General features: G+C 63.0%; 29 protein-coding genes. 18 read left to right on the forward strand and 11 right to left on the reverse strand.

The window, feature by feature from the left end; translation table 11 throughout:
- The first annotated feature begins 46 nt into the window (after positions 1-46).
- The gene (ychF, locus tag QQM37_RS06805) at positions 47-1,132 is read left to right on the forward strand and encodes a redox-regulated ATPase YchF (RefSeq protein ID WP_285725864.1); all 1,086 of its coding nucleotides are present in this window, start codon (positions 47-49) and stop codon (positions 1,130-1,132) included.
- 125 nt (positions 1,133-1,257) lie between these two features.
- Here the strand turns inward: ychF and QQM37_RS06810 are convergent, their stop codons facing one another.
- Entirely contained in the window at positions 1,258-1,647 is a 390-nt protein-coding gene (locus tag QQM37_RS06810; RefSeq protein ID WP_285725865.1) for a hypothetical protein, read from the reverse strand.
- A 406-nt stretch (positions 1,648-2,053) separates the two neighbouring features.
- On the opposite strand from QQM37_RS06810, the gene QQM37_RS06815 reads away from it, so the two are divergent.
- From QQM37_RS06815 to QQM37_RS06835, 5 genes are all read left to right on the forward strand, one after another.
- Positions 2,054-2,647: a hypothetical protein gene (locus QQM37_RS06815; protein WP_285725868.1), complete on the forward strand. Its 594-nt coding sequence runs from the start codon at positions 2,054-2,056 to the stop codon at positions 2,645-2,647.
- A complete protein-coding gene (locus QQM37_RS06820) occupies positions 2,640-3,080 on the forward strand; it encodes a HEPN domain-containing protein (protein ID WP_285725870.1) in 441 nt (146 codons plus the stop codon). The genes QQM37_RS06815 and QQM37_RS06820 overlap by 8 nt, the downstream gene beginning before the upstream one ends.
- Before the next feature lie 6 nt (positions 3,081-3,086).
- The gene (locus QQM37_RS06825) at positions 3,087-3,251 is read left to right on the forward strand and encodes a hypothetical protein (protein WP_285725872.1); all 165 of its coding nucleotides are present in this window, start codon (positions 3,087-3,089) and stop codon (positions 3,249-3,251) included.
- Positions 3,248-3,943, forward strand: a complete 696-nt coding sequence (locus QQM37_RS06830; RefSeq protein WP_285725874.1) for an HAD family hydrolase — start codon at positions 3,248-3,250, stop codon at positions 3,941-3,943. Before QQM37_RS06825 ends, QQM37_RS06830 begins: the two co-directional genes overlap by 4 nt.
- Positions 3,944-4,474: 531 nt before the next feature.
- Positions 4,475-5,017 (forward strand): hypothetical protein, encoded by a 543-nt coding sequence (locus QQM37_RS06835; RefSeq protein ID WP_285725876.1) that lies wholly within the window; start codon positions 4,475-4,477, stop codon positions 5,015-5,017.
- Positions 5,018-5,093: 76 nt separating this feature from the next.
- Here QQM37_RS06835 and QQM37_RS06840 read toward each other — a convergent pair whose 3' ends face one another.
- Complete coding sequence (locus QQM37_RS06840) at positions 5,094-5,219, reverse strand: hypothetical protein (protein ID WP_285725878.1); 126 nt, start codon at positions 5,217-5,219, stop codon at positions 5,094-5,096.
- A 291-nt stretch (positions 5,220-5,510) separates the two neighbouring features.
- Between QQM37_RS06840 and QQM37_RS06845 the strand changes: the two genes are divergently transcribed.
- Positions 5,511-6,065: a VOC family protein gene (locus tag QQM37_RS06845; protein WP_285725880.1), complete on the forward strand. Its 555-nt coding sequence runs from the start codon at positions 5,511-5,513 to the stop codon at positions 6,063-6,065.
- Positions 6,055-6,858, forward strand: coding sequence for a MerR family transcriptional regulator (locus QQM37_RS06850; RefSeq protein WP_285725882.1), 804 nt, complete (start codon positions 6,055-6,057; stop codon positions 6,856-6,858). The genes QQM37_RS06845 and QQM37_RS06850 overlap by 11 nt, the downstream gene beginning before the upstream one ends.
- Positions 6,859-7,907: 1,049 nt before the next feature.
- Here the strand turns inward: QQM37_RS06850 and QQM37_RS06855 are convergent.
- Together QQM37_RS06855 and QQM37_RS06860 are read right to left on the reverse strand one after the other, a co-directional pair.
- A complete protein-coding gene (locus QQM37_RS06855) occupies positions 7,908-9,116 on the reverse strand; it encodes a mechanosensitive ion channel (RefSeq protein WP_285725883.1) in 1,209 nt (402 codons plus the stop codon).
- A gap of 317 nt (positions 9,117-9,433) precedes the next feature.
- Positions 9,434-9,856 carry a YciI family protein gene (locus tag QQM37_RS06860; RefSeq protein WP_285725885.1) on the reverse strand — a complete coding sequence of 141 codons (423 nt, stop codon included), beginning with the start codon at positions 9,854-9,856 and terminating at the stop codon, positions 9,434-9,436.
- 208 nt (positions 9,857-10,064) lie between these two features.
- On the opposite strand from QQM37_RS06860, the gene QQM37_RS06865 reads away from it, so the two are divergent.
- Positions 10,065-10,376, forward strand: a complete 312-nt coding sequence (locus tag QQM37_RS06865) for a hypothetical protein (RefSeq protein ID WP_285725887.1) — start codon at positions 10,065-10,067, stop codon at positions 10,374-10,376.
- A 107-nt stretch (positions 10,377-10,483) separates the two neighbouring features.
- On the opposite strand, the gene QQM37_RS06870 is transcribed toward QQM37_RS06865, so the two are convergent.
- Positions 10,484-12,013 carry a hypothetical protein gene (locus QQM37_RS06870; protein ID WP_285725889.1) on the reverse strand — a complete coding sequence of 510 codons (1,530 nt, stop codon included), beginning with the start codon at positions 12,011-12,013 and terminating at the stop codon, positions 10,484-10,486.
- 340 nt (positions 12,014-12,353) lie between these two features.
- On the opposite strand from QQM37_RS06870, the gene QQM37_RS06875 reads away from it, so the two are divergent.
- Entirely contained in the window at positions 12,354-13,307 is a 954-nt protein-coding gene (locus QQM37_RS06875; protein ID WP_285725891.1) for a prenyltransferase/squalene oxidase repeat-containing protein, read from the forward strand.
- Between the two features lie 16 nt (positions 13,308-13,323).
- Here the strand turns inward: QQM37_RS06875 and QQM37_RS06880 are convergent, their stop codons facing one another.
- The gene (locus QQM37_RS06880; RefSeq protein ID WP_285725893.1) at positions 13,324-14,280 is read right to left on the reverse strand and encodes an NAD-dependent epimerase/dehydratase family protein; all 957 of its coding nucleotides are present in this window, start codon (positions 14,278-14,280) and stop codon (positions 13,324-13,326) included.
- 175 nt (positions 14,281-14,455) lie between these two features.
- Between QQM37_RS06880 and QQM37_RS06885 the strand changes: the two genes are divergently transcribed.
- The 3 genes from QQM37_RS06885 to QQM37_RS06895 all read left to right on the forward strand — a co-directional run bounded on the left by QQM37_RS06885 (position 14,456) and on the right by QQM37_RS06895 (position 16,178).
- The gene (locus QQM37_RS06885) at positions 14,456-15,022 is read left to right on the forward strand and encodes a TetR/AcrR family transcriptional regulator (protein WP_285725895.1); all 567 of its coding nucleotides are present in this window, start codon (positions 14,456-14,458) and stop codon (positions 15,020-15,022) included.
- Between the two features lie 41 nt (positions 15,023-15,063).
- On the forward strand, positions 15,064-15,612 hold the full coding sequence (locus QQM37_RS06890) for a GNAT family N-acetyltransferase (RefSeq protein WP_285725897.1): 549 nt from the start codon (positions 15,064-15,066) through the stop codon (positions 15,610-15,612).
- 140 nt (positions 15,613-15,752) lie between these two features.
- The gene (locus QQM37_RS06895; protein ID WP_285725899.1) at positions 15,753-16,178 is read left to right on the forward strand and encodes a RidA family protein; all 426 of its coding nucleotides are present in this window, start codon (positions 15,753-15,755) and stop codon (positions 16,176-16,178) included.
- Positions 16,179-16,185: 7 nt separating this feature from the next.
- Here QQM37_RS06895 and QQM37_RS06900 read toward each other — a convergent pair whose 3' ends face one another.
- The 5 genes from QQM37_RS06900 to QQM37_RS06920 form a co-directional block, all read right to left on the reverse strand.
- The gene (locus QQM37_RS06900; protein ID WP_285725901.1) at positions 16,186-17,238 is read right to left on the reverse strand and encodes an LLM class flavin-dependent oxidoreductase; all 1,053 of its coding nucleotides are present in this window, start codon (positions 17,236-17,238) and stop codon (positions 16,186-16,188) included.
- Positions 17,239-17,278: 40 nt separating this feature from the next.
- A complete protein-coding gene (locus QQM37_RS06905; RefSeq protein WP_285725903.1) occupies positions 17,279-18,145 on the reverse strand; it encodes a DUF3592 domain-containing protein in 867 nt (288 codons plus the stop codon).
- A gap of 67 nt (positions 18,146-18,212) precedes the next feature.
- Complete coding sequence (gene arr / locus QQM37_RS06910; protein ID WP_285725904.1) at positions 18,213-18,623, reverse strand: NAD(+)--rifampin ADP-ribosyltransferase; 411 nt, start codon at positions 18,621-18,623, stop codon at positions 18,213-18,215.
- Between the two features lie 83 nt (positions 18,624-18,706).
- Positions 18,707-19,234 carry a hypothetical protein gene (locus tag QQM37_RS06915; protein WP_285725907.1) on the reverse strand — a complete coding sequence of 176 codons (528 nt, stop codon included), beginning with the start codon at positions 19,232-19,234 and terminating at the stop codon, positions 18,707-18,709.
- A 276-nt stretch (positions 19,235-19,510) separates the two neighbouring features.
- Positions 19,511-20,290, reverse strand: coding sequence for an alpha/beta fold hydrolase (locus QQM37_RS06920; protein ID WP_285725908.1), 780 nt, complete (start codon positions 20,288-20,290; stop codon positions 19,511-19,513).
- Positions 20,291-20,390: 100 nt separating this feature from the next.
- Between QQM37_RS06920 and QQM37_RS06925 the strand changes: the two genes are divergently transcribed.
- The 5 genes from QQM37_RS06925 to QQM37_RS06945 all read left to right on the forward strand — a co-directional run bounded on the left by QQM37_RS06925 (position 20,391) and on the right by QQM37_RS06945 (position 25,097).
- On the forward strand, positions 20,391-22,106 hold the full coding sequence (locus tag QQM37_RS06925) for a peptide synthetase (RefSeq protein WP_285725909.1): 1,716 nt from the start codon (positions 20,391-20,393) through the stop codon (positions 22,104-22,106).
- A gap of 53 nt (positions 22,107-22,159) precedes the next feature.
- Complete coding sequence (locus QQM37_RS06930; RefSeq protein ID WP_285725910.1) at positions 22,160-22,714, forward strand: GNAT family N-acetyltransferase; 555 nt, start codon at positions 22,160-22,162, stop codon at positions 22,712-22,714.
- 14 nt (positions 22,715-22,728) lie between these two features.
- Positions 22,729-23,067, forward strand: coding sequence for a HepT-like ribonuclease domain-containing protein (locus QQM37_RS06935; RefSeq protein ID WP_285725911.1), 339 nt, complete (start codon positions 22,729-22,731; stop codon positions 23,065-23,067).
- Complete coding sequence (locus QQM37_RS06940; RefSeq protein WP_285725912.1) at positions 23,064-23,549, forward strand: luciferase domain-containing protein; 486 nt, start codon at positions 23,064-23,066, stop codon at positions 23,547-23,549. The genes QQM37_RS06935 and QQM37_RS06940 overlap by 4 nt, the downstream gene beginning before the upstream one ends.
- A 492-nt stretch (positions 23,550-24,041) precedes the next feature.
- Positions 24,042-25,097 (forward strand): hypothetical protein, encoded by a 1,056-nt coding sequence (locus QQM37_RS06945; RefSeq protein WP_285725914.1) that lies wholly within the window; start codon positions 24,042-24,044, stop codon positions 25,095-25,097.
- Positions 25,098-25,104: the final 7 nt, after the last annotated feature.

Below are 25,104 nucleotides of genomic sequence, written 5' to 3' on the forward strand. Positions count from 1 at the left end.
GCTCCGGGCTCTACCGGCAAACGTAGATCCCGTAAACTTAGATCCCGTGGCTCTTACTCTTGGGATCGTCGGACTCCCCAACGTCGGCAAATCAACCCTGTTCAATGCGCTGACCCGCAATAACGTGCTCGCCGCGAACTATCCCTTCGCGACCATCGAGCCCAACGTCGGCGTTGTGAACCTGCCCGACGCGCGCTTGGCGAAGCTGGCAGAAATCTTCCACTCGGAGCGTCTACTGCCGGCTGTGGTGTCTTTTGTGGACATCGCCGGCATCGTCAAGGGCGCCAGCGAGGGGGAGGGGCTGGGGAACAAGTTCCTGGCCAATATCCGTGAGGCTGAGGCGATTGCTCAGGTCATCCGGGTCTTTGACGATCCGGATGTGGTGCATGTGGACGGCAAAGTTGACCCGTCCTCGGACATGGAGACGATCAATACGGAGCTGATTCTTGCGGATCTGCAGACCGTGGAGAAGGCCATCCCGCGCCTGGAGAAGGCCGTCAAGCTGAAGCAGAAGGAAGCTGCGGAACTGTCCACCGTGCTCAAAGCCCAGGAGATTCTGGAGCGCGGGGATACCATCTTTGCTGCTGCAGGTCCGGAAAAGCTGGAGATGGGCTACCTCAAGGAACTGAGCCTGCTCACCGCTAAGCCGTTCATCTACGTGTTCAACGTGGACGATGCCGTGCTGGGCAACCCGGAGCGCCAGGAAGAGCTGCGCGCTCTGGTGGCGCCTGCGGATGCGGTGTTCCTGGACGCGAAGCTGGAGGCGGATCTGGTGGAGCTCTCTGATGAGGAGGCCCGAGAGATGCTGGAAATGAACGGCCAGGAAGAGTCTGGCCTGGACCAGCTGGCGCGCGTTGGCTTCCACACGCTGGGGCTGCAGACGTACCTGACGGCCGGGCCTAAAGAAGCCCGTGCCTGGACCATTCGGCAGGGCGATACTGCACCCCAGGCTGCCGGCGTGATTCACAGCGACTTCCAGCGTGGTTTCATCAAGGCGGAAATCGTGTCTTTCGAGGATCTCATGGCTGCTGGCTCGATGGCGGAAGCCAAGGCCAAGGGCAAGGTCCGGATAGAAGGCAAAGACTACGTGATGAGCGACGGTGACGTGGTGGAATTCCGGTTTAACGTCTGAAGTCGACGGTGATGGAGGCTCCGACATCTCCCACTGAGAAGTGAGTCTCCCGGACCTGGCCCGGCTCGAACGGGCAGCCACCCTCTCCATGCAGTGGGCGGACCACACCCGCCGGATCGATGCGGCTAGTCCGCAGAACCGGCAGCGGGCTTCGTCGCGTTGGTTTCTGCGAGGCTTTTCTGGTGCTTCGTGGCAGCGCGTCTGATCGAAGCCACCTTCGGGTTGTCTGCCCGCCAGACGGGAAGGCCGTCCAGAATCGTGATGTCCGCTCGAGCTGCGAGCGTCAGAAGGCCCCACATCCCGATCGTATCGAGCTCCAGATCAAGGTTTTGGGGCGTAGCTGCGGCGAACACGGCATGCGCTGCCGCTTCGACCTCGGGGTCGCTTGGCCTCTTCGCTGCGCCCTTGACGGCGTTCGGCTGATTCGAGTAATTGTCGAGCGCGGTCAGCAGGTCGTCGGACCGTTCGGTGCCGAGTGCTGCTTCGAGGGCCGTTTGAATGGGCATGTCGGTCATTTCGTCTCCTGATCGCGGTGCGTTGTCGCGGCGACGGTAGCAGCTGGATTCTGAATCATCCGCTCAATGATCATGATAGACAATTCGGAGTACGAAATCAGGACCGACACATGACGGACCGGGTTCGGTGGCAGCATCCGCATGTCTGTGGCACTTGCACTTGACGACAGCGTCGCCTTCGAGCCTGCGCTCGTTCCAGTAGTAATTCTGCTTCCCGTGGCCGTTGCGTTGGCTTACCCTGGTGTGCCGATGGCCGCGGCGCGAGGACCGGAGGTGTAGTCAGAGAATCCAGCGTGGGCGAGGACACATCACCGATCCGCACCGGCAACGCCCGAAACCTCACAGGACTTTGAAAAAGCCTGCCACACTTGACTCTTCCTATAACTGGAAGATATTTTCTTGTTTTGTGAAGACTCTCGCTCCGCAACTGACGCCGTTCGTGCGTTCCGACGCGGTCGGGGCAATTCTGGCCGAGGTGTTCGGGCATCCCGACCGTGAGGTCACCTTGACCGCGCTCGGTAGACGTGCCGGAGTCAGCAGCCCAGTAGTGCACCGCGAGGTCGGCCGACTCGTAGACAACGAGGTTCTTCGTGATCGCCAGGAGGGGCGAAATCGCCTAGTCACCGCGAATCAGGATCATCCACTGTTCGCGCTCATGCGTGATCTGATCGCGGCGACGTACGGTCCGATCCCAGTGCTTCGTGAGCTCTTCGAGGACGTCGGCGGCGTCGAGCGGGTGCTGATCTATGGGTCCTGGGCAGCGCGTAGAGCCGGGGAGAGTGGAGCGTTCCCGAACGACATCGACGTGCTGGTGGTGGGCGACACACCGCGGCGGATCTTGACGAAGATTGCATCCGACGCGAGTGAGCGGCTGGACGTGACGGTGAACATCACTAGGCTCTCGGCACGGGACTGGGGCGCGGAGGATGCATCGCCCTTTGTCTCGACCGTCCGATCGCGACCCGCGGTCAACGTGATGACCGGTGACGTCGATGCCTGACGCGATCGAGCAAATGGTCGCGAATCGTCGGCTGGAGCGAGTTGCGGTGAATCGTGAACACGCTTTCAGTGTGATGGGCATGGCGGAGCTGCATGTCAGTACGGCGGCGGTTCTCGCGCAGACCAATGATCATGCGATGGCGTTTACGGCCGCTTACGATGGCGCTCGGAAGGCACTTGCGGCAGTCCTCGCGATCGAGGGGTTGCGCGTCCGTCCAACGGGCGGGGCACATCGCAACACCGGGTCGGCGGCAGCGGTGTTTGTTCAGGATGAATCACTGGAGGAGTTCGAGTGGATGCGTCAGGTGCGGAACGCGACTGAGTACCCCGACGACGACCATCCGACGGCGACGAAGCAAGACGTCGCTGAGGCAATCGAAGCCGCGTCCGCAATGGTCGAAGCCTGTGCACGGTATGTATATGGCAGGAGATGAGAGCTGGTGCGCGTACGAACTGTCAGCAGGATTCGCCGGCCTTCTGAACTGATTGAGCGCGGCGATCTCGAGAGGGCGAAGATCAGCACGATCCGTAGCTATCTCGAAGCCATCGGCGGTGGATTAGCCATCGGGTATGTGGTCGGTGACCAGCGAGTGCAGGTCGCATGAACGGCGGCCAGCGGGCCGACCCTGCGGTGAGGGCTGTCGGCTTCGATCTTGACGGCACATTGTTCGATCATCGAGGGGCCGCGACCGATGGGGTTCGACTTTTCCTTCATGATCTTGGAATCGATTCCACGGCGAGTGCGGTGGATCTGTGGTTCGCGGTGGAACAAGTTGAGTTCGAGTTCTGGCTTGCAGGCCGAATCGACTTCCAGGAGCAGCGACGTCGGAGGCTCAGAACCGTCCTGACCGCGTTCGGTGTCGATTTTGAGGATGAGTCAGGTTACCTTGATCGCCTTTTCGAGCAGTATCTGACCGAATATCGACGGGCGTGGCGACTGTTCCCCGATGTCGTTGAGACGCTTACCTTGCTGCGAGCCCGCGGGTACCGGGTCGGGCTGCTCACCAACGGGAATGAAGAACAGCAGCTAGGCAAGCTGTTGGCGACTGGCCTGTCCGAGATCTTCGACGTGGTCTGTATCTCTGAGGCAATCGGCGCGCGGAAGCCCGACTCCCTGGCCTTTGAGACTTTTGCCCGATTGCTCGGCGTTGAGCCTTACCAGTGTCTTTTTATCGGGGACGATCCAGATCAGGATGTGGTAGGCGCCACCGCTGCGGGGATGCGAGCATCCTTGATTGAACGTTACAACGCTGGCTGTCCCGGACTGTTAGCACTGACTGAGGCGGCGTTGGCATAGGTTGAGCCGCCGGGCGCTGACGCGGAGGGCGACATGAACCGGAGCTCGATGGAGTTCCGGTTCAACGTCTAGTCAAGTGGTCTAGTCGAGTGCCGGTTCAGCGGCTCCGATCATTGACCGGCCCATCGCTCCCGTGGCGGAACGGCACTCCATTCCCAGCTATCGATCTCGGCGCGGTCTACGTGCCGGAGGATGGGATCTCCGCGGATACAGAGCGCCCAAAGGAGCACGCGTCCGCATCGGACACACTCCAAGAAACTGGCGATCGTACATTTCAGGTCCGAGCCGAGCAGCGGCACCATGTCCTCGAGCGGAACGTCACCGCGCAGCTCTCAGATCAGCCCGGCGTGAACCCTCTGGAGCAAGGCTTCGGTTGTTGCCTTGATGTCCCAGGGGATCATACCTCTGGCTGTTCTCAGCCGCCCGTCGAGTGGTGGTTCTCAGTGCAGTAACGTGGTTGAGTGCCGCTTCAACGCCTAAATTTGAGGAAACTGCATGTCACAACCCTACCGTTTCCGGTAGAGTTGTGACATGCCTGCTGAGGTCAAATACCGTGATGTCGTTCGTGGGATAGCGCTCGACCACTACGGGTTCGTCACCACGCGGGATGCCGCCGAGGTAGGCGTTCCCGCCGTTGAGCTCCCGAAGTTGGCTGCACGAGGGGGCTTGGAGCATATCGCGTACGGGCTGTACCGAGTGCCGGACATTCCTCCGACTCGGTACGACCAGTTCGCCGAGGCGCTTCTTCGCGTTGGCGAAGGCGCTTACCTTCATGGCGAGTCGGTACTGGCCTTGTTGGGGCTGGCCGATGTAAACCCACGCAAGATCAAGGTGGCCGTTCCCAGGCGCGCGCGTCCGAAGCTGCCGAATTTCATCGAACTGACACAAGCGAGAAGTGAGGTGTGCACGACGCTCTATGAGGGGCTTGCCTCGCAATCCGTGGCCGATGCCCTCCTTGAGTGTCGTGGAAGCATCGAGACCGAAAGACTCCTTGCGGCCAGCAAGCAGGCGCGGGCGGACGGGCTGCTCACCACAGCTGACTGGCAGCGCGTAAGGAACGGGATCCGGCAATGAGCTATGCCATTGCTCTGCCAGGCGTGCGCTCCCTGGAGCAGCACATCCGCAACCTTGAAGGCGACGAGGGGTTGGCTCAGCGCCGCAGGGTCAGCATGGCGCTGGTGGTCGTCGGGCAGATGCTGCCTGAAGGGGCCGTGAAGGGCGGCAGCGCGATGGCACTGCGCTCCGTATGCAGGAAATTGTTGACACAATACTTCATGGTGATGATGAGGTCATGGCATTCCACATGCAGGCTGAGATGCTCACGATCTGCACATTGCAGCGCAAGGGCTTCATCGATGTCTTATGGTCTCACGAAGAGCCAACGTCCCACACTTCTCGGTGTTCTGGGATCGACGCCCAAGCTCCTGAGCCATAGGACCTTGGGGCGAGGGCCGTGGAATGTCGCGGCATGATCGCCGTTCGACCTGTAGCTGTTCCGGGCTGACAGGTTGGTCCCAGAGTTCCCTGATTTGACCCTCACGCTGCGTGAGGGCGGAACATGGAGCCCATGAGCAACTATTACAACGCTTTTGAGATGAGTCCGGTCCCCGTCCCCAGCCCTGACGCGGTCGCGCCTGAGCCATTCCACGGGATCTACGGGATGCCGTTGTTCGTGACGATCCCGACCACCGATCTGGCCGCTTCCGTCGACTTCTGGACCCTCGGCCTGGGCTTCTTCGAGCTGTTCAGCGTGCCAGGCCAGCTCGTGCACCTGCGCCGGTGGGCCTTTCAGGACGTCCTGCTGGTCCCCACCGCCTCGGCTCCGGATCAGGTGCCGGCGGTGAGCTTCAGCTTCGCGTGCGTCCTGAACCAGATCGACGCCCTCGTCGCCGCGTGCCGTGCCCACCATGCGGTCGTGGTGAGCGACCCGCGGGACACGCCTTGGGGCACCCGCGATGTCGAGGTGATCACGCCGGAGAAAGTGCGAGTCGTCTTCACTGCGGCGAAACCCTTCGAGCCGGCCAGCCAGACCGCCAAGAACCTTGAAGCGATCGGCATCACAGCACCGGACATCACTGCACCGGACACCGACGGGGAGAAGGATGGAGTGCATGCCGGATAACAGCGACGCCGTGGAGCTGACCGTTGGTCAGGCCGCGGTGCGCCTGGGCGTGACGGTCCGGACGTTGCATCACTGGGACGAGATCGCCCTTGCGAGGCCGTCGTCACGGTCAGCTGCCGGGTACCGGCTCTATGCCGACGGCGACTTGGAGCGGTTGCGGCGCATCGTCGTCTACCGTGAGCTGGGGCTCGACCTGGAAGCCATCCGGAGTGTCCTCGACGATCCGAGTGCGTCTGTTGTCATTGCGCTGCGCGCCCAGCAGGCTCAGCTTGCGGCGCGGATTGAGCATCTCAGCGTGCTGGGCGATGAGCTGGCCCGGATGGTCGACGCGCACGAGCACGGGCTGCTCATGACCGCTGAGGAGCAGGCCGCGACGTTCGGGCCAGGATGGAATCCTCAGTGGCCGGCTGAGGCGCGGCAACTCTACGGCGATACGCCGGAATGGAGGCAATACGCCGAACGCTCCGCGTCACGCACCGCGGAGGACTGGCAGGCCGTCGCGGATGCGGCGGCGGCGCTTGATCGGGCCCTCGCTGATGCCATGGATGCTGGTGTTGAACCCGGCAGCCCAGCCGCGGACGCTCTCGTTGAACAGCACCGCGAGGTGTTCTCCGCCTACTTCCCGGTCACCCGGCAGATGCAGGTCGTCCTCGGCCGCATGTATGAAGCCAATCCCGCATACACCGCACACTACGACGGCGTCCAGACCGGGCTCGCCTCGTGGTTGCGTCGCATCATCGACGCCAGCGCACGCGCCCACGGCATCGACCCCGACGCCGCAACCTGGCAATAGGGGTCCCGGGTTGCGATCGCGCGCGTAGTGGCTGACGTCTCTCGTTCTGGAAACTCTCTGTGACTCACGCAAACGCTCGTCTCACCCCACGCGGCAGGCCGCTGATCTTCGACCGCTACGAACTGCTGGGGCGCTCAGCTAGGCGGATCGAGATCCTCGCTGACATAGGTCGAGTCGTCGTCGAGGCGCTGACGCCGCTCTGCGAATCGATTCTTGCCGAGCCGACTAACCACACTCTGATGCACCTGATTGGGCTTCTACGAGGGACGCTGGACGACGGACTACCGTGCGAGGGCATGAAGGTAAGTCCGGTCAACATGAAATGCACAACTTGCTGATCCGGTCTGCGACAGTTGTGGCTATCGGAACCTCGAGCAGAGCAGAGGGCTGCGGCATGACTGAGAGGTAATTGTATCTCTATCGAAACGACGAGCTTCGGCAGGTCTAGGTTGGAATCTGGGGTTGTCCGCAAGTCGTGGACAGTTGGTCAGGCGGCTTGTGCCGACTGAGGTAGTGCCGCGAGGAGCAGCAGTTCGTGCTCTACGGAGGTGTCGTAGCCCAAGGTTGAGTGGAGTCGGGAGCGGTTGTAGAACTCCTCGGTCCAGCATCCCGTAGCCCGGATTGCGTCCTGTCTCGTTGCCCTACGCAGACATCATTGAGCTGGGTAGAGGTGTGCTGGGTACCCCTGTCGGCGTGAAAGACGACTCCGGCCGGACCGCCGCCTGTGCGGCTTACGTGCGTCGTCGGATGTGATTCCACAGAGGTTGGTATGGAAGGAGGCGCGGTGGAGTTCAGGATCAATGTGTGACTGCAACCTGGCGTCGCCGGGTGCAGTGTGTCATCGACTCTGCCAGCCACCTGACGGACGAAGATTCAGTTGCCGATGATCGGATCGCATTCACGCGGGTAGGGCACGTTGTGACGGCATGGTGGTCAACTCAGCCGAGGGCCAGCGCAGCGGACATAGGGCAGGGCGGTCGGGAATGATCCAGAACCGCCCTGCCAACAACTGCGTCTACGCCGACGCCGCAGTCGCTTGTTGTCAGTGTCTAACTGAGTGGGTCCACAGGACCCGCATGGGCCGGTGGTTCGGGCTGCGACTGCTTGTTCTCCAGCTTCTGCAGCGACCGGGCAGCTGCATCGCGCCCTCCCAGGCCGTAGGCGAGTGCTGCCGCCAGCGCTCCTCCGATCACCACAGCGCCGAAGGCCATGTTGATGATGGAGTCTGCCAGGCCCATGTACTTCAGGCCCATCGCGACGAACAGCGCGATCGTCGCCCAACGGATCACCGTGGCTGCCGTGCCCGGGCCGACCACCGAGACCACGATCTTGGCGATCAGGAACCCTGCGGCGATGATCAACCCGCCGAAGAGCACGCTGCCACCCAATGCCAGGATCTGGTTGAGGATCGCGGTGGCTTCCGGCAGATTCAGCTGCCGTGCCGCCATGATGCCGAAGAACAACATGATGGCGATCTTCACCAGCGTTGCGATGATGGCCGAGGCGCTCTTATCAGCGGGGACGATGCCCCATTTGTGCACCACAGAATCAGTGCCGATTCCCTGCAGCGTGCTTTCCAGGAGGGTGCCAACGAATCTGGCGATGAGAAAGCCGATGGCGAGCAGGATCAGGGCCGCGATGATTTGCGGGATAGCGCTCATGATCATGGTCAGCATCTGCTGCGCCGGATCGGAGATTGCGGCGATACCCAGTACCTGCAAGGCGCTGATGCCCACCACAATGATGATGATCGCGAAGAGAAGGTTTCCAATGATGGCAATGATCTTGCCGTTTTGTTGACGTGCTTCGGCCAGGTCCTCCGCAGTCTCTGTGCGCCTGGCCCTGGCTGTGAGCTTGCTGAAGTCGACAGCGCCCAGAGCAGTGGACACCAGTTGCCGCACAATCTTGGCGATCATGTAGCCGATGAAGAAGATGATGCCTGCGCCGACGAGATTCGGGATGAAGCCCATGACCTTGCCAAGCAGATCCTGCACTGGACCCAGGACTGCGGACAAGGAGAAGACCTGCAGGATCGCGACCAGGCCAAAGAGCCAGACGATCAGCGCCGCGACCTTCCCTAGAGATTCCCCAAGCTGTTGCCCATCGTTCCCTTGGCGCTGCAACCCCTTGAATCGCCCCACGAGCTTGGCAAGGGCCCACTTAATCAGCTTGGCAAGGAGCCAGGTCACCAAGAGAATTATCAGCGCGATGACGACCTTTTGCGCCATCCCCGCCCAATCGAAACTTTCCATGTTCATGTGAACTCCTTCGCGTGGTAAAAATCGCGTCTACGAACTGCTGTCCTTTCCGAATAGTGCTTTTCTAATATGAAACATGTTTTGTGTCACTAAAACAACCATCTGCCACAAAAGAGATGCGCGGCCCGGCGGCTCACGTGCGTCGACGCCAAGGATGAGCTACCTCGGGCCAGGCCTTTCACCTTCCCACTGTCTGAGCGCCTGTGGCTGGGGCGTTCTGGTGTCACCGGGCAAAAAATATTGATGGATGACGCGCGACTGGAGGGCTTCGATATGTGGTTCAGTGTTGTGGCTCTGGCCGGAAACAGCCTCGACATTCATCTATCGGGGGGGGGGAGGCGAGTACGGCTTGATGTGTGAATTTTCATAATTTCATGAAGATGAAGAACATTGATCCTGGCACAAACCGGCCCTGATGGAGAGAGAGGCCTTCTCTTAATGAGGAAGAGTATTCGGGGCGGAGCAAAACATCGCCTTAAGGAATTCTGCCCGCAGTGGTGTTCTGTACCAGCAGGGCGGAAGGGGTCATCCGATCCCTCGGCGATCTCAAGGGTGCCGTTCCGCGCATTGGCGCTGAAGGCTTTGTTGATGTCCTCTTCCAGCCCGCCAGCGAACACGTAGACGCCATCATTCTTCAGCTCTTCCACAACCGCCCTGGCGAGCGGGCCGCGGCTGGCGAACCATTCCTCGCTGTGGTCGCCCACCCATTGCTGGTTGAAGTAAATGATGTATTGGGTCATACCAACCCCGTGTATCAGCAGTGGGTCATCGCGTCAACAGACCTACGATGGCGAGACCGGCGGCCGGGTCGGTTCCCGGGCGACTGCGTGTTCAGTTCGGATCCGCAGGCTTCCCGGGCGGTCAATACAATGAGCGGAATACCGGAGCCAATCCCGCGAAAGTCCAGGACATCCGGGGGAAACGGCCAGATATCCCCTTGGAGGCATCATGAACACGGATCGCAGTGTGAGCCTCACCGATCGGTGGGGTGCCCAGACCGAGGAGGGCGTCACCCTCGAGCGGTTCGCCGCCCTCTACGATGATCTCGACTCGGAGGACGAAGAGCACTCTGTGGTCGACATCTCCGACGACCAGGAACGGTACGTCGAGTTCTCGCTGACGACCGCCACGCTGGGCAACGCGGAGTCGGGCGATGACGTCGGCAGCCTGGCACTGGTTGATCGAGGCGAGGCCATCGCGATTGCCTCAGAATTTCTGTCCGGGGCTTTCAACAGTCTCCGCCAGCGTCCGTGGGCATGAGGGCGCTTCGCTATCCTCGCTGCAGCGACGTGATGATCTTTTCGACGCTGATCATGAAAACCATCGTGCCCCGCCACACGCGTATCTGAAATGTGGGTAGTGACCCGTCAGTAGTAGGTGACGGTGATGCCGGACCTGGGTGTCCAGGTGAGGTAACCCCGCTGGAAATACTGGCGAGTACCCCAGGGGCTGTATGGATATGCGTAGCCAGCGAACCACTGCTGTTCCTCGGTCGTCGGGTAGCCGAGCGGTCCCCAAGCCCAGTTGAGCGACTCGTACACGGATTTGTCGCCGTTGATGACTCGTTGGGCGCCCGTGGCAGGGGACCACCAGATGATTCCATTTTCAAACCACTGGTAGCAGCCACCCCCGGGGCCGGTGCAGCTCTCATCGCTGATCGGATAGCCGATCATCTGTTGCGTCGAAGAGGATGAATTGCTGTCAAACCACACCCAGTTCGCGCGCTCGTAGGCGTTCATGATGGCGCCCCAGACAACATGCGTTCCTGAGGCCGGGGACCACCAGATGATGCCGCCCTGGAACCACTGGTAGCAGCCGGACTTATCGACGTTGTTGACGATCCATCCGAAACAGCTTTCGGGACCCGTCGGGTAACCGAGGCGGCCGGACTCCATGCCCATGGATTTCCATTTGGCCCCAATGCCGCCCTTGACCGCCCGGGCGCCCAGCGCGGGGGTCCAGGCCATCGTGGCACCCGAGAATTCCTGGCGGCATCCGCCCTGCGCCAGGCCACATTGCTCATCCGCCAGGGGGATGCCGTACAGGCCGGTGAAGGGGGTGTTGCCATCCAATTGCAGCATCGCACCCTTGACGATCACCGCGGAGGTTGGCGTCGTGTAGATGACCGCTTGCTGGTAGAGGGTCTTGCAAAAACCTCCAGGAATGTCGTTCGAGCAGCTGGTCCTCAGGGGATAACCCAGGGGGCTGTTCTCTGCTCCGAGGGACACCCAGCGATTCCATTCCAGACCGTTGATAGCGAGGGCGCCGATGGCGGAGGTGCCGAGGGAGTAGTGTCGCCATCTCGTGTAGGGCTGTGTCTGGCCGCCCTGCCGGTAGGTGTCTACGAAACAGGCACCCTGGGGCAGCCCGCAGGTGACCGGCGAGAGCCAGGCGTTGTCGTAGTGACGCCCTAATGGCTGAAGGTACTGGACGATGGGTTGTGCCCGGTCCAGCGTGAAGGCTGAAGCGCCCATCGGCACCACAATGATCGCCTTCTCAAAACCCTGCTCAGTGGTATCGGGAATGGCGAGCGATGGAACCGGGCCAAATCTTCCTAGATCCTCGTCAGGCATTCCGTAGGTCGAGTACCCACCGTCGGCAAAGTACTTCATGCCCAGCGCCGACGTTGCAAGCACGCCATGCGCGCCCAAGTCAGGCTTCCAGTAGGCTGTCCCATGCTGAAAATCCTGTGAGCAGAAATCAGCTGTGGGGCATATTTGATCTGCAACAGGGTCACCAAAATTGGGGTGATACGACGCAAACCACCCCGTGAAAGCGCTCCCGACGGGGATGCTAGGCGGAGTCGAAGTGGCTGGCGCCGCCAGCGGCGGCTGTGTCAGTGGTGCGGGCGGGACTGGCTCCACGACGGGTGAGGGGGCCGGGGATGTCGCAGGCATGCTGGGTACTGGAGTTGGTGCGGGAGAGGCCGGGTCAACGGCAGGCAACGCCGCGGAAGGTGCCGTGGAAACGGGCGATGGCGCCGGAGTCGGAGAGGGGGTCGCCTGCGCGGGCGTGAGGGTTCCTCCGCACAGTAGGCTTCCCACGATCACCGCGAGGAGTGCGCGGGTAAAGGTCCTGGCACCTTGTATTTTAGCTGTGCGCACTATTTTCGTTCCTCCGGAAAATAAATTACCAGTCGGTAGAAATACTGCGGAAAGCGTATCGCATGGGTGGGGCGCGGTGAAGATGGTGCCGCCTCCCACTCGAAGCTAGGCTGACACAGGGGATGGAGGACCGATGGGTGACCAGTTTGAAGCCTGGCTGCTGGACTCAGATCCGGCGCTGCGATGGCAGATCGAATGTGATGTGCTGGGTACGCCGCGTGATCGGTGGGAAGCGACCCGTGCGCGGGTCGCGACAGAGGGACTGGGAGTGGAGGTGCTCTCGCACCAGGATCCCGAGGGGACGTGGGCAGGAGGAGCGTTCTTCCCCGCAGGCTGGGCCTGGGATAACAACAAACCGCAACCGTGGACCACGACCACCTGGGCGCTTAAGGATTTGCGCGAGTGGGGGCTCGATGCACGCGTTCTGGACGGCACGGCGGAGAAACTCGATAAGATCACCTGGGAGTATGACGATCTGCCCTACTGGCATGGCGAAGTGGACTGCTGTATCAACTCCTGGACCCTCTCGAACGGCCTCTGGCTGGGAGCCGATGTCGACGGCATCGTGACCTGGTTCCTGGATCATCAGTTGCCTGACGGGGGATGGAACTGCGCGTGGACGGAGGGCTCGGTTCGCTCATCCTTCCACTCCACGCTCAACGCGCTGATCGGATTACTGGACTATCAATTGGCCACCGGTGACCCTGAACGGGTGCGCGAGGCGCGCCGAGGCGGCGAGGAGTATCTGCTGGAGCGCTCGCTGTTCCGTCGGTTGTCCACGCGCGAGCCGGTTTTCGAGCAGGTCCTCCGGCTCACCCACCCGCGACGCGCCTATTACAACGTCCTCGCGGCGGCCGACTACTTCCGCGCAGCATGCCTTGCGGACGGGGCGCAGCCCGACGCGCGCATGACGGAGGCCATCCAGATCATCCGCAGCCAGCGCCGACCGGACGGTACCTGGTTGCAGGGACACCGTCTCCCCGGTGACGTCTGGGTCCACATTGACTCCCCGGCGGGGGAGCCGTCGAAGTGGGTGACGTTCCAGGCGTTGCGCGTTCTTGACTGGTGGGATCGACCCCGGGACTGAGTGTCAGGATGCTGCCTTACTGCTGGTGATCGGCCTGGCCCGGATCGGCATCGGCGTCGCTGCGGATGATCCTGAGTCCCTCGCGGTAGGTGGTTACGCCGAAATCGGGGAAGCGGGTGGTGAACTTGGTGGAGTCGAAGAGGTTGTTGTGCGCGTACCGCGGAAGCAGTTCCCTGAGTTCCCGTATCTGCTTCGAGACGATACCTGCCGCCTCCAGTGCCCACTGGGGGAGGACGGTGTAGGCCGGCTTTGTGCCGAAGGCCTCTGCAGCCATGGTCACGAATTCCCGATAGGTCGGCCGGTCCTCATCCACTGGCAGATGCCAGGTCTGACCGTAGGCGTCAGCTGTATTGGCCAGGGTTGCCAGCGCGCGGCTCGCGTCGGGCGTCCAGATGAGCGTCCGATGCCGATCATCCCGTACCGGTACCAGTGCTCTCTTCCCTGCCGCCAGCCGGTCAATCACGAGGGTATTCGTCATGCTCTGAGTCCGGCCTGGCCCGTAAAATTCCGGCGCTCGGACGATGAGGACCGGGATATCGCCTCGGGCCATCTCGTCGAGGACCTTGGTTGCCATGGCTGCACGGACCCTGCCCTTGCGCCCCACCGGTGCGAACGGTGTGTCCTCGGTCTGGAGGCGATCATCCTGCGGATACATGTAGGTGTTGTCGAAGTAGGCGAACTTCGCACCGGTCGCTCGTGCGGCATCCAGCGCATTCCTGAGCATTGCGGGGAACTGGGTCTCCCACAGGTCGGTATTTGCGGGCAGTCCAGCGGTGAAATAGACGATGTCGCTGCCCTCGACGGCTGCTCTGGTCTGCTCAGCGTTGAGCAGGTCGGCGCGCTTGAGTGTGTCTGAATCGTTGACTTTGCGCGGGTTGCGGCTGACCAGCCTCAGCTCGGCCGTGTCTTCGCGATTCAGCTCCCGCGCCAGCTCGATCGCGATCTGGCCGTTCGCTCCCAGAATGGTGTGCATGTCCCGACTCAACTTCTCCTACTTGACCGCCCTCGCCGCTCAGGATTCCGATGTCCTGAGCGGGTGCTGGTGGACAGAGCCTCGTTCAGCGCGCTATGTTAGCAACGCATACATTGGAGTGTAGGGGGCGAAGTTAGCAGTGTCAACATCTGGCCGGAGTTATCACCATGGCGACTTGCGCGCCGTACTCCTGGACGCGGCCTTCGGGAGTCTCGAGGCGGGCGAACCCTTCTCCATGCGCGCCGTAGCACGCCGTGCAGGGGTATCACCGGCGGCGCCTTACCGACATTTCGCCGACCGGGAGGCTCTTGAGTCGGCTGTGGCAGTTGAGGGCTTCAAGATACTTCGTGGCGACCTGAACGCAGCGTTGGGTGAGGTTTCCGGGCAGTCCCCAGCTGCGATGGCGATCGCCGAGCTCGGGGTGACCTACGTAGCATTCGCTCTGCGGCATCCTGCGGTGTTCCGCCTGATGTTCGGCAACGAGTGCGACGCCGCAGACAGCGAACGCGTGCAAGCCTCCAGCGAGCTGCACCGGGTACTTGATGGCGCCATCGAGCGTTTCTTTCCGGACCTTCCCGTGGCCGAGGTGCCCAGCCTGTCGACTGCGCTCTGGAGCATGGCCCACGGCCTGGCCTTCCTTCACCTGGATGGCAAGCTCCGGCCTGACTCGGCCGCCGACGTCGCGGACCGAGCGCGGGCTGCCGTTGCCGCCGTCTTCGCGGTCCGTAGCGCCACGTCCTGAAGGGAATGCTGCCCTGGCGAGTCGACGCCTAGAATTTGATGATGCCAACGACCCCCTCTGATGCCCCATCGAGCCACGATTCTGATCTCCGCCTCGTCCTTCGGAATCCGTGCCCAGAGGACGAGGCTGAGGTCGCTGCAGCTCAGGCCGAACTCGCAGAGGATGGCTTTGACTTCGCGTTGCGGCGATCTGACGAGTCGTGGGAGGACTATCTCGCCAGAGTCAAGAGGGATCGACAGGGAATCGATCTCTCGCCGGAGCGGGTCCCGGCAACCATGTTATTCGCGGTAGTCGAGGGACAGATAGTGGGGCGGGTGCACATCCGGCATGAGTTGAACCGGGCACTTCTGGCGGTTGGCGGTCACATTGGCTACGGAGTGCGACCACAATACCGCCGTCGACGCTACGCGACCGAAATGCTTCGGCAGGGTCTGGGAGTGGCGCTGGGCCTAGGCATCCAGCGGGCACTTGTGACGTGCGACGACGATAATCTGGGTTCGATCGGCACCATCGAGCGGTGCGGTGGAGTGCTGGAGAACGTGTCGGCTGACGCCACGCCCAAGCGTCGCTACTGGATCGACCTCAGCTAAACGTTCGTGGTCATCGGAGGTGGTACTCACGGTCGGCTGGCGAGGTGCTCGCGACATACAACAAGACATCATCCAGCGGCCCAGAGGTAGCACCGTAGGATGATGAGCTACTGGCCGTTATAAACGAGGAGAGGGCATCCATGGAGCGCATCGTCATCAGAACGCCGTATGCGCCACAGTCCAATGGAGGGTCCAGCCAGGGGCTTGTATACCAGGGGCTGCTCTACATTTCCGGCCAACTGCCCCTTGACCCGGCGACAGGCCTGATGGCCGGCAATCGTCCGCCGAACCCGGTCCTCTGGGGCCGCGCAGATCAGGTCGCGGCGGATCAGATGCATCAATGCCTGAAGAATCTCAGTGCTATCTGCCACGCTGCCGGCGCTGATCTCTCCAACGCCATCAAGGTCACGCTGTATATCGACGGCGTGTTGACGTACTTTCCGGCGATGGATCAGGTTTACTCTGCCTACTTCAGGGAAGCCCCGCCAGCACGCTCGGTGGTTGGCTCCAGTACTCTCCCGGGGAATGCTCTGGTGCTGGCAGACGCGATCGTGCCGCTTGGCTGAAAATCCATCAAGCCAGCCCAACCTCTGCCGGTGCCCAGCCCAACGCTGGTCCCAGCCTGGTAGCGATGTCGGTGAGGATCTGGATGTAGTCCTCGTGGTCGAAGCTGAAGGGTAACGCGAAGGCCACCTCGTCGACTTCCTGAAACCCCGCATGTGCGTAGAGGTGCTCGGCGATCTGCTCGCTGGTGCCGAGGAGATCTGGGGCGAACAGCATCCCTTTGGGCCCCTGCGGCGCCCGGGTGCGCGGAGTGCGCTCCTCAACATATCGCCGGTACTTTTCACGCTGCTTCGCTGACGCCGAATCGGTCGGGATCACCACCAGACCTTGCGAAACGCGGGCCCGTCCGTGAGCCGACGCAGACGCCGCAGCGGCTTCACGGTAGGCGAGGATCTGGGACTGCTGGATGTGGTCAAACACCGGTTCCTGGTCCTCATCAGGGAAGACCACGCTGCTGGTGAGCAGGTTGAATCCATTGTCCCCGGCCCAGATGGCCGATTTCCGGCTTGCCGCCCCATACCAAAGTCGTGCGCGCAACCCCGGCGAATGCGGCTCGACCCGGTGGGAGAATTCCTCCACAACACCCTGCCGGCCGGAAAACTCCCGGACCGGTTCCCCCGCAATCAATCGGGCAAGCCGATCCACGCGCCCGTAGCTGAAGTCCTCCACCTCGGCGGAATCCGGATACAGCTCGTGCTTCACGGTGTCGTAGTGCATGGGTTCGCCTACGCTCAGGCCCGGATTGATCCGTCCTCCGGCGAGCAGATCCACGGTGGCCAGGTCCTCGGCCAGGCGCAAGGGGTTTTCCCAGCCCATCGGGGTCACGGCGGTTCCAAGCTCTATCCGGGCGGTGCGTTGGCTGGCCGCGGCCATGATCGCAATGGGGGAGGAGATGCCGAACTGCAGGTGGCGGTGGCGTAGCCAGGCGCTGTCGAATCCCAGCCGCTCGCCCAGCTCGATGATCTGCAGTGTTGATTCGTGCCCCGCGGCTGGATTCGTCGGATCGAACAGGCCAATCGTGAGGAAACCAAGCTTGCGGAGCGGCTGTGAAGAGTCGGGCATGAGCTTCCTTCAGGTATTGGTATGCGGTGGTGTTGCTGGCCTAAACCAGGGGGTTCCAGCGGTGGAAGTCATCGGGGCCTTGCGCATCGGCCGGGCCGACGAAGATGCGCTTCGTATTGCCAGGGGCATTCTGGTCGTAAAGGACCGTGACGGTATCGCCAAGACGCGGCAGCTCCGAGGTCAGTCCCATGAGGGGCGGCTCAATCCAGCGCGTGGTGCCAGACCGGTCAACATAGCACACCGTGATGCGGGTGAGAGTTCGCGTCGCGTGGGGGTCGGGCAGGCGAGCCTCGGTGACCTCACCGGCGACGCGGGCACCGTTGGCGGCCACCTCGGCAAGTACCGAGTGACGCGCACGACGACGGAACCGGGCGACGGCGCCCATGACCACAGCGGCAGCGGCGAAAGTCCAGAGTAATAGGGGTCCCCAGACATCGAGGTAATACCAGACCCAGTGACCGAGGGTCCAGGGTTCATTCTTGCCAAAAGAGGTATCCAGGCGGACCCCGACCTGATCGGGTGGAGTGAGCTGCGGGGCCGCGGCGCTGAAGCCGATCGCGATTCCGATCAAGATGACAGTCGCGGGGCCAATGACCGGAAACACCAACGGCCGGCCGGTGAGGGAAATGGCTGAAAAGCTGACGGCGATGCCGAACATAATCACCCCGCACAGCCCTACGGGGAAGGTCCAGAAGGTCCCCATCAGGCGCGAGTCCCAGTTGCCGAAGACGCTGTTCAGTGAGGTGACACGGCCTTCGTCAGCCATGCTGACCAGCCCCATACCCAGCAGGATGGCGCAGCCGAACTGAAGTACCTGCATCACCACGTACCGTGCGGTCCTCGCCGGGCTGCCTCGGCGGGCGGCCTCGCGTTGATGGCGCTGTGCAACGGGGTCAACGGTGCTCACCGCCGCCTCCTTTCGTTCCGCTCTTCCACTGGCTGGAAGCCTGTTCTCGGACGCCTCTTCTGTTGAGTCAGTTGATGATTTCGGCGCGATCATCCTGACGGATTGCGGCCAGCCGGTCTTGCCACAGCTGGAGGGCCTCGGGCGTCTGCCTCGTCCAGTCGGCGACTTCGCCCAGGATTCTCAAGGGCTTTCTGCTGCGATAGGAGCGGGTGGGATTTCCAGGGAACTTCTTGTCGGTGACATTGGGGTCGTTCTCGAACTCACCGGTCGGCTCCACCAGGTACACCCTCGGCGTGCCGTCGCCAGCAGCGAGTTCGGCGGCGAGCCCGGCGCCATCGGGCAAAGCGGTGAAGTAGATATGATTCATCACGATCTCGGGCCGGTAATTGGACCGAAACCCGGCCGTCAACTGATCGCCCACCCGCAGCTCGGCCTTGGTACCGTGAAAAAACGGCCCTGCATCCAGTGCCTCATCCATCGTCACAGGCTATCAACCGGTCCGGAGAGCTTGCATGCCGGGCGATGGGTTCGTCATCGGCGGTCGGAAGTGATCTGAAACGCTTAGAAGTGGATGCCTGTTGCCGGACGCGTGATGAGCACCGCATACAGGACCCATCCGAAGGCTGTCAGGGCGGCAACGGCCCAGCCGACGATGATGGCGGCCAGAGCTGGCCCATTGTCGAGTCCAGCCTTCTTGCTTTGCCACCGGCTGACATACCCCACGATCAGTCCGGCCACGGAGCCCACCATAAAGTACATGCTGATGAATGGCAGGGCACTGTGTATGACCAGCGCCAGCGCAACGGCACCAAGCGGCCTCCCGGTGGGCCCGGGGAATCCTGCCTGGCGGCGCCGGCGCTCCTCCCGGACAGACCGGATGACTCCCACCAGCACCACCACGGCACCTGCGATCAGGAAGAGGATGCCTGCAAACCAGAAGCTTTGCGTGAGCGTCGTAAAGGAGGTGCTGTTCCCACCGCCGCCAACCACGAACAGCACGTAAGGGAGTACGACGACGACGCCGGCCAGCACCATGAGGAGCGCACCGACCAGGATTGTCCGGATGGAGGGGATCGGAGGCGGCTCCACCGGCGAGGGCAAGGAGTTTCCCCACGGTGGCGCTGCCGGTAGAGGGGCTGCGTAGCCCAAGGGCGGTGGCTGGTTCCCGCCGTAGGGTCGCGACGGGACAGGAACACGCGACGGGACAGGAACATGGGCCGGGGGAGGAGGATGGCTGCTCATGGAGCCACCCTAGGCGAAGGGTGTGACATAAATCTCTCATCTGGATGGGCAGTTCTCCCCGTCCGGACCTGGCCAGCGCCGAGCAACTTGATTCTTGGCTGATTGATTCTTGGCTGGCCTGAATCAGTCCCGCGCGGCGACATCCTGTTTCAGGATGGTCGGCCAGATATCGACGTCGGCCGGGGTGTGGGCAACCCTCAGCGTCGCCTGGGGGAGCAGCGTTGCCAGGGTTTCAGCGGTTGATAGCGGGTGGCCTGGATCCTCAGTCCAGGCCAGGATGGTGGTCGGCATGTTGACCCGGGCGATCGCCTCCGGCTCCGGCAGGTCACTCAGCGCTGCACCCCGGAATAAGGATGGCAACAGGGCATCGGCGACGTCCGGCACGGTCTCCGGCGCTCCTACGGTGGCCGGTGGCGGCGTGGCTCCCCGGGCAGAAACCAGGAAGGCCTCAACGCCCTCTGCCTCGATCAGTTCCGCAGCGGCCCGGTAATTCCCGGCTTGCGCACGCCGGGTCTCCCAGGCGGTGGGCGGCACCATGAGCGTCAGCCCGGTGAAACGCTCGGGCTCGCGGGCTGCGGCGTGCAGCAGTGTCGCTGTCCCCATGGACGGACCCACTCCATGGACCGGTTCGCCAGGGAACCAGCGATCGAGCAGCCGCAGGAGGTCCTCCGCCAGATTCTGCCAGCGATAGTCCTCGGGGACCTTGCGCCCCGTCGACTTGCCATGGCCGCGGGCGTCATAGCGCAACAGGCGGGTGCCACTGAGCCCACGGCCGAGGTCAAGATTGAGTACCCGATCCCGCGCGCGGCTGGAGGTCAAGCCGTGCAGCTGAACGACGGGATGGCCGCCTTCGTCACTCAACGCGACCGCCAGCTCGGCTCCGGGAACCTCTAAAGTAGGCATCAGGCTCCTTGACCGGTGACGTGATGGGTGACTGGCCGCAACACCTACGGCGACCGCGCTGATCAAGTATTCAGGCTATCTGAGGCGAAAGGATACTGCCATGAGGCTGACCAACATCACCCATCTGCGGCTACCATTCGGACGACTGTGGGGCTACGATGTCAGGGTCTCCACCCCGGGCCGCCTCCTTCCGGTGTCCTTTGACCAGCGACTGCACGTGGGCGCGGGCGAGCGCCCGGGTTCCTGGATGGCCCTCTCCTTCCGCCTGCCAGCTCCCACCCGCAGGGAGTCAATCGCGGAGGCCTGGCTGGCCGTCATCGCCCGTCATGGCACGTTGCGTACCGTCTTTGTGCCCGGTCCGGGCGGCGAGCCGGAACTGCACGAGATCGAGATTGCTCCGGGTGCCTGGGTTGAGCATGAAATTGGCCCGGGCCAGGCGGTCAACGATGCTGTGCGCGAGGTGCTCGATGCCGCCTGTTCGCCCTACTCACAACCCTCCCATCGGCTGTGCCTGCTGGAGACTGCCGCCGGAATCACCGTGATCATTGCCGCCGATCACGCCCACGTCGATATGTGGTCGATGCTGGTGATTGCGCGGGATCTTCTCTTGGCACTCGATGCCGGGCAGCTGGCGCCAGTACCGGCCTTTGTGGAGCACACCCAGGCGCTGTTGGACCGGGACGCGGCACCGGGCCAGGTGCGCGAGCGGTGGGTGGACATCATCCGGGACAGCGGTGGGGCCATGCCGCAATTCCCGCTGCCGCTGGGCGCGCCTGAGCCGCAGCGCGAGCGGGTGGAAGTGCGGGATGTGTTCGACGTCGATGACGCGGCCGCCTTTGCGGCTCAGGCCCGCGAGGAGGGCGTCTCCACACTGGCGCTTGCCGTCGTGGCAATGACCGCCGTGACGCGGGAGATGGCGGGAACGCCGCTGCGGGCCGTGTTCCCTGTACACAGCCGCTTCGACGCCCGATGGCACGACTCGGTGGGCTGGTTCATCACCAATTCGGTGCTGGAGTCTGCAGTGCCCGAGCCGCGCCCTGCGGCGGCCGCGGTCAAAGAAGCAGTACAGCTTGGATCCTGGCCGCTGGCTGATGTGCTGGCGCCCTGGGGCGGCATGCCGATGGCGCCCGGCATGTTCGCGATTTCCTGGCTGGACTTGCGCAGGCTGCCGGTGCGCATCGACTCGGTGGGCCTCGACGCCCAGTACGTGGGCGCGACCATCGACACCGACGGCGTCATGCTGTGGTTCATCCTGGACGAGTCCGGGCTGCATCTGCGATGCCGCTATCCCGACACCGCAGAGGCGCGGGCCAGCGTGGGCGGGTGGCTCGATCTACTGGTTACCCGGTTGCAGGCCGACGCGCGGTCCTCGGTTCGTGGGCTGCTGCGAGTGGATGGCCGGACCTACCGGCTGGACCGGGCGCGCCGTGAGGACATTCCGGCCATTGCCGCGCTACTGACCAGCGATGAGCCCGCATCTCACGCCGGTGACGTCACGGAGCTTGACCGCTACGAGGCGGCCCTCACTCTCGTCACGCGCACCAGCTCCAGCTATCTGGCGGTGGTGCGGGAGGAGACTGGCGCAGTCGTGGCCACGATGCAGTTGACGGTCATTCCGGGGCTTGCCTGGCGAGGTGCCTCCCGACTCCAGATCGATGGTTTCCGCGTTGCTGCCATAGAACGTTCCGGGGGCCTGCGCGCGGCGATGCTGGAATGGGCGCGGGAATTCGGCCGTGCGCGCGGAGCGGAATTGGCTCCGGAAGCACTGACCGCACGGCCTGACCTTGAGCTGAGTGTCGATCGGCCGGTCCTTTGAGGTGGCGCGGCGGGCGGCTGCGGCCTCCATCAACTTCGGTGTGTACGGGCCCGATGGCGTCCAGCTTGGCTTATGCCCGCCTGCTCACCGACGGGGTGACCTTCGGCTGGCTCTGTGACGTATACATCGCCCGGGAGGCGCGTGGCCTCCGTCTGGGCACGGAACTGTCCCGGGTGATCGTGGATGCCGTCCGACCATGGAATCTGAAACGGCTCATGCTGGTCACCGCGGATGCGCATGAAGTGTATGAGAAGGCCGGGTTTACCGTCTTCCCTGACCCGAACATGCTGATGATGCTGGAACGTTTGCGGGCGGCAGCGCGCCCTTTGCCACACGAGGCCCTGACCGCGCATCGTCCTGAGCTGGTCAGCCTGGGTGGCCGCTACGGCATCAGCAACATCCGTGTCTTCGGCTCCGTCGCCCACGGCACTGACCACCCTGGCAGCGATCTGGACGTTCTGGTGACACGTTCGCCCGGAACCGGATTGCTCACGGTTGCGGCGTTCGCCGCGGCGGCCAGCGAGCTGCTCGGCGTCGAAGTGGACGTGGTGACCGACGGTGGACTGTGCGCCGATCACGAGGTCCTCGCCACGGCGGTAGCCGTATGAGCGCCCGGGGTGGTATGAGCGCCCGGGATGGTGTCCTGTTGCGAGAGATTGTTCGCCTGTGCAAGATCGGAGAACATCTTGTAGCCCGTGGGCACGAGTGGTACGTCGGCGATCCTGACAATGTGCCGGGTCTGGCAGTGGAGTCGCTGATCATCAGGGTCGGTGAAAACGTCGCCCGGCTGAGCATCGACACGACGGACCGGCATCCCGAGGTGCCCTGGTCCTTGATCAAACGGATGCGGGATCGTCTGGCCCACCACTATGAGGGGACAGACTATGTCCCCGTCTGGGACACGCTGGTGGTAGATCTGCCGACGATCAGCGGCTACCTTCTCTTCCTTGGTGACGAATGATGTCGCAGGTCATCACCCGACGCCCGGGCGAGCGTCCACGGGTATCCACCGAGGGGCCGCAGACCCAGCTGAGCCAGCAGGCTCCGCCGGAGCTGTGGGGCCGGCTGGTCCACCGGGTCTTTGCTCTGCCCGGAGTGATGGAAGGGCACAGCGCGGTATCACCAGCATCCTCCCGGGCCGTGTTCCTCAAGGATGTCAGCCAGGCCAGAGTGCCCGAGGTCTCGCTGGCACCGGAAGCGCGGTGGGAACCGGTGCACCTTCATGGTGTGCACGATACTTCCTTGCATCTGGTGCTTCCGCCCGAGCGCGGGGCCGAACTCACCGCGCTCGGCTGGGCTGAACCTCATCAGTATGAGGATTTCGGCACCGAGTTCCTGATTTATGGCCCCCGTGATGCGGAGGAACTCGAGGTGGTGCTCTCCATCGTCATCGAAAGCCTGAAGTGGGCGCGAGGCCCGGGCGCCCTGGGATCGCCACAATGACCTTCGGTTTCGAAGCCATTCCGCACGAAGCCCTGACTCCGGACGTGATCGGTCAGCTCAGTTGTCTTTTCCACACAGAGTACTCAGCAGACTTTGGCCCCTGGACCCCGGAGTTGCCCTACGGATACGCAGGGCATGATGTCCACATCCTTGCGTGGTCCGATGAGACGAGCGTAGGTCACCTCGGGTGGTTGGCAGCGGGTCGCCGTACGGGAAAGGTTTCTGGACTGTGCCGGTCTGCCGCGAAGCTTGGAGCCCGGACCGTCGCTGATGATCCGCCCCCTTGGGCGCGCTCCCGCAGCCTGGCCTTCCGGCACGATCGACCTCCGTGGAAGAGCGTGGTAGCCCGCGGCCATCTCAGCACATTCTGACCGGCTCAGCACATTCTGACCGGACGGCCGGGCGCAGTTCACTGGGGGTTCATCTGCCATCCACCCGGCGGGCGGAGGGTGGATGGGTCAGGAATACTCCAGACCCACGTGAGGAATGACCATGGACATCAGACTTTCCCGCACGCCGTTTCTGCTCGGAACCGCGATCACCTCCGCAGCCCTGCTGAGTTGCGCTGCCCTTCCCGCGAGCGCGGCCCCGGCCAACGCCCATCCGGCTGTCGCACCGACCATCACAACGTTCGCTGCCGTGGGAGCCGAAACCAGGCCGGACGACATCACGCGCCTGGGTGACAGCATTTATGTCGCCTTCCAGAACGGCGTCGGGCCGCTGGGGGAGCCCGCTCCGAACGGTACTACAGCCAGCACCATCCAGCAGTACTCACTCGATGGCGCTCCGGGCGCCTCCTGGACGATCACCGGCCGGATCGACGGCATGGGGGCGGATGAGGCTGGGCAGCGCCTGCTCGTGACCACCAACGAAGACGGCAATTCCAGTTTCCACACGGTGACGCCATCGGCCGCAGATAGCCAGGTCAAGGACTTCACCTACGCCGGGCTGACCCACGGAGGAGGCACCGACTCCGCGACGGTGTATCACGGCACGATCATCATCACCGCCTCGAACCCGGCGGATGGCACCGGCGCGGCACTCTATGAGGCGACCCTGAAGGGATCGACGGCCGCGCTGACTCCCGTGTTCACCGACGATGCCGCCGCAACGGTCGCCAACGCCGGCGCCACGGGCACCACCACGCTGGCGCTCAGTGACCCGGATTCCACCACAGCGGTTCCGGCCCAGAGCCCGCGCTTCAAGAACCAGTTCCTGCTGGATTCGCAGGGCGACCAGCAACTGATCTTCACCGACCACCTGGGTGGGCCGAGGCAGTCGCTGCAGGTGCTGAACCTCAGCGTGCCGGTGGATGACACGGCCTTCGCCACGCAGTCCGGGCGAACCTTGTGGATCACCGATCCGGATCACAACTCCGTCGTCGAGGTCTCCGGGGCGTTTGCGGCGGGGCAGGCCGTTTCCACCGTGACCCCGGATGGAGCCGCCACCTATCTCGCGACGCTGGACCTCAGCAATGGGGTGCTGACCCCGGTGCCGGGCCTGTCCTCGATTCACCCGAAGGGTCTGTTGTTCACCAGCGGGAAGTAGCCTTTCA

It is taken from the genome of Psychromicrobium xiongbiense, from assembly GCF_030271165.1.
GTDB classification, from domain to species: Bacteria; Actinomycetota; Actinomycetes; order Actinomycetales; family Micrococcaceae; genus Renibacterium; species Renibacterium xiongbiense.